Consider the following 12,430-nt stretch of genomic DNA (forward strand, 5'->3'; position numbering starts at 1 on the left):
GCGGAGGGACCGACGTCGTGCGCACGGCAGCGTTCACGCGCCCCAGGGGGCGGTCCACTTCGGGGTTGACTGCCGTGCGCACGACGTCGGTCCCTCCGCTCTGCTGTCTGCTTTCCGTTGCCTAGGGTGGATGTTGTGGGTACTGCGTCGGTCAGCTACACGATTCCCGGGGTGCACGTCACCGATCGGGTGGTCGACGTGCCCGTTGACTGGGCCGTGCCCTATCGGGGACGGACTCTCTCCTTGTTCGTGCGGGAGGTCGTCGCGGCGCACCGGCGGTCCGAGGACCTGCCGCTGCTCGTCTTCCTGCAGGGCGGGCCCGGCGGCAAGGGGCCCCGACCGTCCGGGGCGGACGGGTGGCTCGGGACGGCGCTCGAGCGGTTCCGCGTCGTGCTGCTCGACCAGCGTGGGACCGGACGGTCGTCGCCCGTCTCGGCGCGGGCGCTCGCCGCGGTCGGGGACGGCGACGCGCAGGCCGAGTACCTCGCGCACTTCCGGGCCGACTCCATCGTGCGGGACGCCGAGCACGTGCGGCGCACGGTCTACAGCGGTCGGCGGTGGTCGTCGCTCGGGCAGTCGTACGGCGGGTTCATCACGCTCACGTACCTCTCCCTCGCGCCGGAGGCGCTGGACGCCTGCTACGTGACGGGCGGCCTGCCGGGGCTCCTCGCGAGCCCGCAGGACGTGTACGAGCGGACGCATCGCCGCGTCGCCGGCAAGAACGCCCTGTTCCGCGAGCGGTACCCGCACGACGTCGACGTGGTGCGGCGCGTCGTCGACCGCGTGGCCGCCGGCGGCGTCACGCTGCCGGGCGGGGACCCGCTGACCGTGCCCCGGCTGCAGTCGCTCGGCATGGCCTTCGGGATGAAGCCCGGGTTCGAGCGGGTGCACTGGATCCTCGACGAGGCCTTCGACGCCGACGGCGAGCCGACCGGCACGTTCCTCGCGGACGTCGAGGCGGCGACGTCGTTCCGCACGAACCCGCTGTACGCCGTCGTGCACGAGTCCATCTACGCGCAGTCGCACACCGGGCCCACGGCGTGGGCGGCGCAGCGGGTGCTCGACGCGGAGCCTGCGTTCAAGCCGGGCGCCGATCCCCTGCTGTTCACCGGCGAGATGATCTACCCGCACATGCTCGAGCAGGCAGAGCTGCGCGGGTACCGCGCGGCAGCCGCGGCGCTCGCGGCCCGGGACGGGTGGGGCGACCTGTACGACGTCGCGCGGCTGGCCTCCAACGATGTGCCGGTCGAGGCGGCGGTGTACTTCGACGACATGTACGTGGACTCGGGGCTGTCGCTCCAGACCGCGGCACACGTGGGCAACGCCAAGGCGTGGGTGACGAACGAGCACGAGCACGACGGACTGCGGCTCGGGGACGTGCTCGCCACCCTCCTGCGGCGGCTCGACGCGCGGGGCGGGCCGCGACCTGCGCGCACACCTTGACGGCGGCAGGATGCCGCCCGCCCCTCCGGCGACGAGAGGAGCTCGCGTGAGCCTGCCCTCCGCCCTGCTCGCCGGCGACCGAGCGCCCGCGCCGCGCACGCTCGTCGACGTCCTCGCCGCCACCGCCGCCGCGCACCCGGACGCGCCCGCGATCGACGACGGCGCCCGCGTCTGGACATACGCGCAGGTCGTCGCCGAGGTCGCGGTGCGGGCGACGGCGCTCGCGGCCGCCGGCGTGCGCCGCGGCGACCGCGTGGGCGTGCGCGCGACGTCGGGCCGGGCCGACCTCTACCTGACGATCCTCGCGGTGCTGCACGCGGGCGCGGCGTACGTGCCGGTCGACAGGGACGACCCGGCCGAGCGCGCCGAGCTGGTGTTCGGGGAAGCCGGCGTCGTGGCCGTCGTCGGGGACGACGGCGCGATCGACCTCCTCGCGCCCAGGGCCGCCCCCGGACCGGACGCGGGCCCGCGGGCGCCGACGGTGGACGACGACGCCTGGATCATCTTCACCTCGGGCTCGACGGGCGTCCCCAAGGGCGTCGCCGTGACCCACCGCAGCGCCGCCGCGTTCGTCGACGCCGAGGCGCGGCTGTTCGTGCAGCGCGCGCCGCTCGGCCCAGGCGACCGGGTGATGGCGGGCCTGTCGGTGGCGTTCGACGCGAGCTGCGAGGAGATGTGGCTGGCCTGGCGGCACGGCGCCTGCCTGGTCCCCGCGGACCGCGCGCTGGTGCGGACGGCCCTCGATCTTGGGCCGTGGGTCGTGGAGCGGGGCATCACTGCGATCTCGACGGTGCCGACCCTCGCGGGGCTTCTCCCTGCTGCCGACCTCGCCGGGGTGCGCCTGCTGATCTTCGGGGGCGAGTCCGTGCCGCCCGACCTCGCGGCCCGGCTCGCCGCGCCGCACCGCGAGCTGTGGAACACCTACGGGCCCACGGAGGCGACCGTCGTCGCGTGCGCGACGATGCTCGACGGCGTCGCGCCCGTGCGCATCGGCCTGCCGCTGGACGGGTGGGACCTGGTGGTCGTCGACGAGGCGGGCGAGCCCCTCGCCGAGGGCGCCACGGGCGAACTCGTCATCGGCGGCGTCGGCCTGGCCCGCTATCTCGACGCGGCCAAGGACGCCGAGAAGTACGCACCGCTGCCCGCGCTCGGGTGGCAGCGGGCGTACCGCTCGGGCGACCTCGTGGTCAACGAAGCGGAGGGCCTGCTGTTCCTGGGGCGCGCCGACGACCAGGTCAAGGTTGGCGGCCGGCGCATCGAGCTCGGCGAGGTCGACGCCGCCCTGCTCGCCGAGCCGCAGGTGAGCGCCGCCGCTGCGGCCGTGCGCCGGGCCGCCGCCGGCAACCAGGTCATCGTCGGCTACGTGGTTCCCACCGACCCCGGCACCTTCGACGCCACCGCTCTCACCGCGCACCTCCGCGAGGTGCTGCCGGCCGCCCTCGTCCCGCTCGTCGGGGTGGTGGACGAGATCCCGGCGCGCACGAGCGGCAAGGTGGACCGCGACGCGCTGCCGTGGCCCCTGCCCGGCGACGACGCCGCAAACGCCGCGGACGGTGGCACGGACCTTGGCGAAGGAACCGTCGGCTGGGTCGCCCGGCACTGGGCGCGTGTGCTCGGCGTCGCGCCGTCGGCCGCCGACGACGACTTCTTCGACCTGGGCGGCGGCAGCCTCACGGCGGCGCAGGTCGTCTCCGCGGTGCGTGAGCGCTACCCGCTCGCCACGGTCGCCGACCTGTACGCGCACCCCACGGTCGAGGAGTTGGCGACCCACCTCGAGCTCGCCTACGGCGTGCCCGTGGCGGCCACGGCGCCGCCCGTCGGCACGCCCACCCCGCGGTCGACGCAGGCGTTCCAGGTGGTCATGCTCGTCGTGCTGCGGCTCGTGGCCGGGCTGCGATGGGCCACGTGGGCCGCCCTCGCCGTCACACTGCTGCGGGCGCTGCCCGCCTCCTGGTACGACGGCCCCGGGGTCACGCGGCTGCTCGACTCCCTGCCGGGCACGCCGTGGCCGGCGCTGGCGCTCGCGTGGCTGCTGCTCGTCAGCGCCCCGGGACGCCTGGGGCTCGCCACCGTGGGCGCCCGCGTGCTGCTGCGCGGTGTCGAGCCCGGCGACCACCCGCGCGGCGGGTCGGCGCACCGGCGGCTCTGGCTCGCCGAGCAGCTCTTCGAGGCCCTGGGAGGCTTGACCATCGCCGCCGCTCCCCTCGTGGGCTGGTACGCCCGCGCGCTGGGCGCGACCGTCGGGCGCGGCGTCGACCTGCACACCCTCCCGCCCGTCACCGGTCTGCTCACCGTCGGCGACCGCGCGGCGATCGAGCCCGAGGTCGACCTCGCGGGTCACTGGCTCGAGGGCGACGTGCTGCACGTGGGTCGCGTCGTCATCGGCTCGGACGCCACCGTGGGCGCCCGCAGCATGCTTCTGCCGGGGGCCCACGTGGGACGCGGCACGGACGTCGCGGCGGGCTCCGCCGTCGTGGGCTCCACCGGCAAGGACGAGTACTGGGAGGGGTCGCCCGCCACGCGCCGGCGCAGCCACGTCAAGCACCCGTGGCCCGAGCAACGCCCGCCGCAGGCGCCGGGCTGGGCGGCGGTCTACCAGGTGAGCGGTCCGCTGCTGAGCCTGCACCCGCTCGTCGCCGTCGGCGTGGGCGTGCTGGTGCTGCTGGCCGGGGCCGACGACGCCACGACGCCGGCGGCGGCGGTGCGCTCGGCGTTCGCCTGGCTGCCGCTCGCCGCCCTGGCCGCGTTCGCCACCTACGCGCTCGGCACGCTCGTGCTGGTGCGGCTGCTGAGCCTGGGCATGCACTCCGGGTTCCACCCGGTGCGCAGCAGGGTCGGGTGGCAGGCGTGGTGCACCGAGCGGGTCACGGACGCGGCCCGGACGTCGCTGTTCCCGCTGTACTCGAGCGTGTTCACCCCGGGATGGCTGCGCCTGCTCGGCGCCACGATAGGGCGGCACGTCGAGGCCTCCACCGTGGTGGGGATCCCGTCGATGATCGAGGCCTCCGACGGCGCGTTCCTCGCCGACGACACCATGGTGGCCCCGTACGAGCTCGGCGGCGGCTGGCTGCGGGTGGCCCGCGCCAAGGTGGGCCGCCGCGCGTTCCTCGGCAACTCGGGCATCACCGCCCCCGGTCGCTCCGTGCCCAAGAACGGGCTCGTCGCGGTGCTGTCCGCCGCTCCCCACAAGGCCAAGAAGGGCTCGTCGTGGATCGGCAGCCCGCCGGTGCTGCTGACCCGCGTCGCGGCCGGGTCCGACGACGAGGGACTGACGTACGACCCCCCGACCCGCCTGCTGTGGGCCCGCGGCGTCGTCGAGGTGCTGCGTCTGACGGCCGTGGTGGTCTCGGCGGCGCTCGGCACCGGCGTCGCCGTGGCGCTGCTCGCGGCTTCGCGGGCGACGGGCTGGGTCGTCGCCGGGCTCGTTGCGGGCGCGGCGCTCGTCGCGGCCGGGCTGCTCGGCGCCGGTGTGACGACGGGCGTCAAGCGGCTGCTCGTCGGCCGGTTCCGGGCCACGCAGCATCCGTTGTGGAGCAGCTTCGTGTGGCGCAACGAGCTGGCCGACACGTTCACCGAGGTGGTGGCCGCCCCCTGGTTCGCGAACCATGCGCTCGGCACCCCGCTGCTGGCGGCGTGGCTGCGCAGCATGGGGGCGCGCATCGGCCGGGGCGTGTGGTGCGAGACGTACTGGCTGCCCGAGGGCGACCTCGTCGCGCTCGGCGACGGCGCCGCCGTCGGGCGCGGCACGGTGCTGCAGACGCACCTCTTTCACGACCGTGTGATGAGTCTCGACGGCGTCGAGGTGGATGCCGGCGGCACCGTCGGGCCGCACTCGGTGGTGCTGCCCGCCGCGCGGCTCGGCGCCGGCACCGTGGCCGGGCCGACGTCGCTCGTGATGCGCGGCGAGGTGCTGCCCGCCGGGTCGCGGTGGCAGGGCAACCCCGTCGCGCCGTGGCCCCTCGGGCACGGCCCGAAGGCGCGGTAGGGTCACCGGCCATGCCGCAACGTCGCGCCACGGACCCGGACCGCTACGTACCGAACCACGGCACGTGCGAGCACGTCGTCGAGCACTACGCGCTCGAGCTGCGCTACCGCGTCGAGCCCAACCGTCTCGAGGGCACGGCGCGCCTGACGGTGCGTGCGGTCGAGGCGATCGAGGACGTGCGGCTCGACCTGGTGGGCCTGCGCGTCTCGCACGTCGAGGTCGACGGCCAGGCCACGCGGTACACGCAGAAGCCCCGCGTGCTGCGGGTGCGCCTGCCGGGCCAGCTCGCCGCCGGGGCGACGGCCACCGTGACCGTCACCTACGCCGGCAACCCCCGGCCCGCGAGGGGCCCGTGGGGCGAGACGGGCTGGGAGGAGCTGGGCGAGGGCGTGCTCGTCGCGGGCCAGCCCGACGGCGCCCCCTCATGGTTCCCGTGCAACGACCACCCGGGCCGCAAGGCGACGCTCGACCTCACGCTCACCACCGACTCGCCGTACACCGTGGTGGCGAACGCCCCGGTGGCGAAGGTGACCCGCCGCGCCGCGACCCGCACCTGGGTGTTCGAGCGCACCGAGCCGTTGTCGACCTACCTCGCGACGGTGCAGATCGGCCGGTACGACGTCGTCCCGCTGGGCGCGCGCACCACGCCACGCGTGCAGGTGGCGCGCCCGGCCGCGCAGGCCGCCGCCGTCGCGCACGACCTCGACCGGCACGACGAGCTGCTCGACGTGTTCGAGGACCTGTTCGGGCCCTATCCATTCGGGGCGTACACGCTCGTGGTGACGGCCGACGAGCTCGAGATCCCGCTCGAGGCGCACGGGTCTGCCGTGTTCGGCGCCAACCACCTCGACGGCACCCGGCCTGCCGACCGGCTCGTCGCACACGAGCTCGCGCACCAGTGGTTCGGCAACTCCGTGACCGCCGCGAGCTGGCGCGACATCTGGCTCCACGAGGGCTTCGCGTGCTACGCCGAGTGGCTGTGGTCGGAGCACTCGGGCGGCCCGACGGCGGACGAGCTCGCGCGCGAGCACCACGCCCTGCTGGAGCGCCTTCCCCAGGACCTCGTGCTCGCCGACCCGGGCCCGGACCTCATGTTCGACGACCGCGTCTACAAGCGCGGCGCGCTGACCCTGCACGCGCTGCGCAGGCGCGTGGGCGACAAGGAGTTCTTCGACCTGCTGCGCGAGTGGACGCGCCGCTTCCGGTGGGCGACGGTCTCGACGTCGGACTTCCGAGAGCTGGTCGCGGAGCGCTGCGGCGAGAAGGCGGAGGGCGCGCTGACGCCGTGGCTGGACGCGAAGCGGCTTCCGCCCCTCGCGCCCTGAGTATGAATCACCGGTGATACTATCAACGTCGATAGCATCACGGGAGGGGGGCGAATGCGGACCTTCGTGGGTCGCCACGACGAGCTCGACGAGCTCGCACGTCTCTTGGCCAAGGTCGCCGGCGGAGGCGACCGGCCCGGGCGGGCGCTGCTCATGCGCGGCCGGCGTCGGGTCGGCAAGTCACGCCTCGTGCAGCAGTTCGTCGACACCGCAGGCGTGCCCACGCTGTTCTTCACCGCAGACCGCCACCCTGCCCCGGTGGCGATGCGGCTGCTGGCCGCCGAGGCCTCCCGTTCCACGCTGCCCGGCGCCGACCTCTTCGACGGGCAGTCCCCCAGCACCTGGGATGCCGTCTTCCGGCTCCTGGCCGCCGCGCTGCCGACCGATGCGCCCAGCCTGCTGGTGATCGACGAGATCCCGTACCTGATGGATGAGGGGATGGTTTTCGAGGGCGCGCTCCAGCGGGCCTGGGACCGTGACCTGTCCCGGTTGCCCGTCCTGCTCATCGGTGTTGGCTCCAGCCTCTCGATGATGGAGCGGATCAACGCTCACGACCGCCCGTTCCACAAACGCGCCACCCTCATGCGCGTCGAGGCGCTGACCGCCGCCGACCTGGCCGACATGCTCGGGCTCCCCCCGGCCGACGCGATCGACGCTTATCTCGTGACGGGCGGCCTGCCGCTGCTGTGCGCCGACTGGCCCGAGGGCGCCGGCGTCCACGACTACCTGCTGGACTCCTTGCAGCACCCCACCAGCCCGCTGGTGGTCTCGGCAGAGCTCTCGCTCGACGCGGAGGTCGACAACGACCGCTCTTCGCGCGCGGTGCTGACGACGATCGGGCAAGGGCAGATGGAGCCCGCTCAGATCGTGGCCGCGCTGGGCGGCACCGTGCCCGTCGCGACCGTCCACCGCCGCCTCGAGGAGCTGCTGGGCCTGGGTGTCGTCACCAAGGACCAGCCCCTGTCTACGAAGGCCGCCACGAGGGTGGTGCGCTACTCGATCCGCGACCCCTACCTGCTCTTCTGGCTGCGGTTCGTCGAACCGTCCATCGCCCTGATCGACCGCGGCCGTGGCCGCGACGTGCTGGCCGCCGTCGAGGCGGCGTGGAGCACCTGGCGCGGGCGCGCCGTCGAACCCGTCGTCCGCGACGCGCTGCTTCGGATGGACGCGGCCCGGCTCGGCCTGTCCGCGACGCACCAGACGGTGGGCGCATGGTGGACGCGCACCAACAGCGCAGAGGTCGACATCGTGGTCGGAGACCGGCCGCAGGCGCCGGCCAAGCACGTGCTGGGCGTGGGGTCGATCAAGTGGACCTCCACGCCGTTCGACGAGCGCAGGCTCCAGGCGCTGTCCGTCACCGGCTCTCAGGTGCCGGGCTTCGACCCGGTGTCCACGGTGCTGCTCGCGGTCTCGCGCAACGGCTTCCGCGGCTCGTTCCCGGACCGCGTGCGCACGTTCGGCCCCGACGACCTGGTCGACGCGATCCGCGGAGGGAGTGGCTCGCCCGGGTAGGACGCCGCGCATGTGCGTGCGGTAGTCGCGGATGCCAGCACGACGGCGGTGGTGAGCGCCGTCGGCAGGTACAGGCCGGTGCCGAGGGACTCGTCCCACTCCACCGGGACCGGCGTCGGTCCCGGTCCGTCCCAGGCGAGCAGCCGCGGCTCACCGTCGCCCGGCAGGCTCAGCGTCACCGCCGACGGCGGTACGTGCAGGCCGTGGCCGGTCGCCTTGAGCAGCGCCTCCTTGCGCACCCAGGTGCGCGTGAGCGACTCGGCGTCGAGGGGGTGACCGGCCGCTCGCTCGCCCGGGGACAGCAGCACGTCCGCGACCGGGTGGGCGGCGACGGCGTCGATCTCCTCGACGTCCACCCCGACCGGCCCGCGGGCCGCGGCCACGTGGGTCCGGTTCCGCGTGTGCGCGAGGCTCACGTGCACGCCGGCCGCGAGCGCCGCCGCGACCTCGGGCTTGCCGTGCTCCGTGGACCCGCACACGGCGCACCGCCGCACGACCACCACCGGCCCGTCGACGTCGACGCCCACCTCGCGCAGCACGGCGGCGAGGAGGTGCGCCCGCAGCTCACCGCGTCGGGCGTGGGCGTCGGTGGACTCGGCGCTGCCGTCGTCGGGGATATCCAGCGCGAGCTGGACGATCCCGCTCATGCCTCCTCCCGCGGGGCGTGCCGGTCCAGGAACGCGAACAGCTCGGCGTCCTCCACGCCGGGGAACGTGCCGCGCGGCAGGGCGGCCAGCACCTGCTGGTGGATGCGCGCGCTGGGCCAGGCGCTGGCGGCCCACCGGTCGGCAAGGGCAGCGGGAGGGCGCTGGCAGCAGGCCGGGTCGGGGCAGGTGGAGACGCGGCGCAGCCGGGTATCGCGGCCGCGGAACCACTTGGCGTGGGCGTACGGGACGCCGACGGTGATGGAGAACGCGCCCGACCCGAAGCTGCCTGCGTCGGCCGTCCCGGCGGAGCCCATCTGCACGGAGCCCCAGAAGGTCCCGACCGGCGTGTCCGTGTACTGGTAGTACTCGGTCGCGCGGTCGCGGCGCTCGAACGCGGCGCGCGCGGCCCATTTGCGGCACACGAGCTGGCCCTCGATCGCGCCGGTCACGTCCTGCGGGAGCGGCAGGCCGTCGTTGGCGTAGCCGCGGAACAGGGCGCCGTCGTCGCCCACGCGCAGGAAGTGCAGGGGCGTGCCGAGGTGCACGGTCGCGAGGTTGGTCAGGCGCATGGCGGCGGCCTCGTGGGTGACGCCGAACGCGTCGCGGAAGTCCTCGACGGCGAGGTCCTTCTCGCGCTTGCGCGCCAGCAGGAAGTCGACGGCGGCCTTCTGCGGCACGAGGCAGGCGGCGGCGAAGTAGGTGATCTCGACGCGCTGCCGCAGGAACTCGCCGTAGGAGCGCGGGCGCTCGTGCCCGAGCACGCGGTGGGCGATGGCCTGCAGCGCGAGCGAGCGGAGGCCGTGGCCGCCCGGCGTCGACGCCTGCGGCAGGTAGAAGCGCCCGCTCTTCAGGTCGGTCACGGTCCGCGCGGAGCGCGGCAGGTCGGTGACGTGCAGGATCTCGAAGCCGAGCGTCTCGGCCATGCGCGCGACCGTGCGGTGGGACACCGCGCCGCCGCCCGCGTAGCCGGCCTGCGTGACCATCCGCTCGGCGAGCGCCTCGATCTCGGGGAAGTAGTTGTCGCGCGCCTGTCGCTCCAGGCGCAGCTCGGTGTTGGCGCGCCTCGCCTCTTCGGGCGTGGCGATCGCCAGCTCCTCGCGGTGTGCGAGCTCGCCGTGCAGCCCCACGAGCTGTTCGAGCACGGGCATGGGCAGCCGCTGCGACGGCTTGACGACCGGCAGGCCCAGCTCGCCGAAGAGCGGGCCGCGCTGCGCCCGCTCGAGCTCGATCTCGAGCGCGGCCCGGCGGTCCGGCGCCTCCTCCGCGAGCAGGTCCCCGACGCTCACGTCGAGCGCCTCGGCGAGCGCGCGCAGCAGCGACAGCCGCGGTTCGCGCCGTCCGTTCTCGATGAGCGACAGCAGCGACGGCCCGCACCCGACGGCGGCGCCGAGCGCGTCGAGCGTGAGACCCCGACGAGTGCGCAGGTGGCGCACGCGGCGGCCCAGCGTGAGGAGGTCGGGGACGACGGCATCGGCGGGCATGGCTTCACGCTACGTCAAGATTTGCCGATCTTGACGGCGTATGAGGTAGCAATTGCGGCGCTGGTTGCGGAATCGTCGCAAGGGTCCGGTCAGAGGAGGCCGGTCAGAATCGAGGAAGCGCCCATGTCGGCCAGCACCGCCCTTCGTCCCGCCCCCACCCGGGCTCGCGCCGTCGTCGTCCCCGGAGACTCGTCGGTCGAGGCGTGGGTCGCGGAGGTCGCGGCGCTGACGCGGCCCGACGCCGTCGTCTGGTGCGACGGGTCGGCCGCAGAGAAGCAGCGGCTGCTGGACGGCATGGTCGAGGCCGGCACGCTCGTCAAGCTCGACGAGGCGAAGCGCCCGCGTTCCTACCTCGCCCGGTCGCACCCGTCCGACGTCGCGCGCGTCGAGTCGCGGACGTTCATCTGCGCCGAGCGCGCGGAGGACGCCGGGCCCACCAACAACTGGCGGGACCCGGCCCTGATGGCCGCCGAGCTGCGCGAGGTCTTCGACGGGTCGATGCGCGGCCGCACCCTGTACGTGGTGCCGTTCTCGATGGGACCGCTCGGCGGGCCGATCTCCCAGGTGGGCGTCGAGATCACCGACTCGCCGTACGTCGTCGTCTCCATGCACGTGATGACGCGGGTCTCGCGCTACGTGCTGGACCTCATCGATGCCGGACAGCAGTGGGTGCCGGCCGTGCACAGCGTGGGCGCCCCGCTCGCGCGGCACGACCAGGACGTGCCGTGGCCCTGCAACGACACCAAGTACATCGCCCACTTCCCCGAGTCGCGGGAGATCTGGTCGTACGGCTCGGGCTACGGCGGCAACGCCCTGCTGGGCAAGAAGTGCTTCGCGCTGCGCATCGCCTCGGTGATGGCGCGCGACGAGGGCTGGCTCGCCGAGCACATGCTGCTGGTCCGCGTGATCTCCCCGGAGGGCCGCCGCTACCACCTGGCCGCGGCGTTCCCGAGCGCGTGCGGCAAGACCAACCTCGCGATGCTGCGCCCCACGCTCCCCGGGTGGGACGTCGAGACGCTGGGCGACGACATCGTGTGGATGCGCCCCGACGACGACGGCGCCCTGCGCGCCATCAACCCCGAGGCCGGGTTCTTCGGCGTCGCGCCCGGCACCGGCGTCGACACGAACCCGACCGCGGTCGCGACGCTGAGCCACGACGTCGTCTTCACCAACGTGGCCCTGACCGACGACGGCGACGTGTGGTGGGAGGGCCTCACGCCGGAGGCGCCGGAGCACCTGACCGACTGGACCGGTGCCAACTGGACCCCGGCCGACGGCGCCGCGGGCCGCCCGGCCGCACACCCCAACGCGCGGTTCACCGTCGCAGCGGCGCAGTGCCCATCGATCGCCCGCGACTGGGACGACCCGGCGGGTGTGCCGGTGGACGCCGTGATCTTCGGCGGGCGCCGGGCCACCAACGTGCCGCTCGTGACGCAGGCGCTCAGCTGGGACCACGGGGTGTTCCTCGGCGCGACCATCAGCTCCGAGCGCACCGCGGCAGCCGAGGGCACCGTCGGTGAGCTGCGCCGCGACCCCTTCGCGATGATGCCCTTCTGCGGCTACTCGATGGCCGACCACTGGTCGCACTGGCTCGAGGTCGGCGACAGCCTGAACCCGGCCCTGCGCCCGCGCATCTTCCAGGTCAACTGGTTCCGCCGCGGCGCCGACGGCCGCTTCCTGTGGCCGGGGTTCGGCGAGAACTCGCGCGTCGTGGCGTGGATCGTCGACCAGCTCGAGCGCGGCCGCGGGCTGCGCTCCGACGCCGGGGCCGTGCTGTCCCCGGTCGGCCTGCTCCCGGCGCCGGGCGCGCTCGACGTCGACGGCCTCGACCTGCCCGACGGCGACCTGGAGGCGCTGCTCGACGTCGATGCGGGCCCGTGGCTGCGGGAGTCCGACCTGACGGAAAGCTTCTTCGCCGGCTTCGGCGACCGCCTCCCGGAGCCGCTCCGCGACCAGCTGGAGGGCCTGCGCCACCGCCTGGGCCACTGAGAGCGGTCCCGTAGGCTTCCCCGCATGATCGTTGGTTCCCGGGGTGGC

General features: G+C 74.4%; 6 protein-coding genes and 1 pseudogene. 5 read left to right on the forward strand and 2 right to left on the reverse strand.

Annotation, left to right across the window (positions count from 1 at the left end; translation table 11 throughout):
- Positions 1-162: 162 nt before the first annotated feature.
- The 4 genes from ACO4JP_RS17045 to ACO4JP_RS17060 are packed head-to-tail and all read left to right on the forward strand — an operon-like array spanning position 163 to position 8,265.
- Positions 163-1,443 (forward strand): alpha/beta fold hydrolase, encoded by a 1,281-nt coding sequence (locus ACO4JP_RS17045; RefSeq protein ID WP_425957137.1) that lies wholly within the window; start codon positions 163-165, stop codon positions 1,441-1,443.
- 10 nt (positions 1,444-1,453) lie between these two features.
- Positions 1,454-5,428, forward strand: a complete 3,975-nt coding sequence (locus ACO4JP_RS17050; RefSeq protein WP_425955159.1) for a Pls/PosA family non-ribosomal peptide synthetase — start codon at positions 1,454-1,456, stop codon at positions 5,426-5,428.
- Between the two features lie 11 nt (positions 5,429-5,439).
- Positions 5,440-6,753: a M1 family metallopeptidase gene (locus tag ACO4JP_RS17055; protein WP_425955160.1), complete on the forward strand. Its 1,314-nt coding sequence runs from the start codon at positions 5,440-5,442 to the stop codon at positions 6,751-6,753.
- Positions 6,754-6,807: 54 nt separating this feature from the next.
- A complete protein-coding gene (locus ACO4JP_RS17060) occupies positions 6,808-8,265 on the forward strand; it encodes an ATP-binding protein (protein ID WP_425955161.1) in 1,458 nt (485 codons plus the stop codon).
- A 137-nt stretch (positions 8,266-8,402) separates the two neighbouring features.
- Here ACO4JP_RS17060 and ACO4JP_RS17065 read toward each other — a convergent pair.
- Both ACO4JP_RS17065 and ACO4JP_RS17070 read right to left on the reverse strand, forming a co-directional pair.
- Positions 8,403-8,912 (reverse strand): annotated as a pseudogene (locus ACO4JP_RS17065) (4'-phosphopantetheinyl transferase family protein); the annotation flags it as partial.
- Positions 8,909-10,393: a helix-turn-helix domain-containing protein gene (locus tag ACO4JP_RS17070; protein WP_425955162.1), complete on the reverse strand. Its 1,485-nt coding sequence runs from the start codon at positions 10,391-10,393 to the stop codon at positions 8,909-8,911. The gene ACO4JP_RS17070 and the pseudogene ACO4JP_RS17065, both read right to left, overlap by 4 nt.
- 123 nt (positions 10,394-10,516) lie before the next feature.
- Between ACO4JP_RS17070 and ACO4JP_RS17075 the strand changes: the two genes are divergently transcribed.
- Positions 10,517-12,382, forward strand: coding sequence for a phosphoenolpyruvate carboxykinase (GTP) (locus ACO4JP_RS17075; RefSeq protein WP_425955163.1), 1,866 nt, complete (start codon positions 10,517-10,519; stop codon positions 12,380-12,382).
- The last annotated feature ends 48 nt before the right edge of the window (positions 12,383-12,430 follow it).

Origin of the sequence: Xylanimonas sp. McL0601, from assembly GCF_049852175.1 — a bacterium.
Classification (GTDB): domain Bacteria; phylum Actinomycetota; class Actinomycetes; order Actinomycetales; family Cellulomonadaceae; genus Xylanimonas.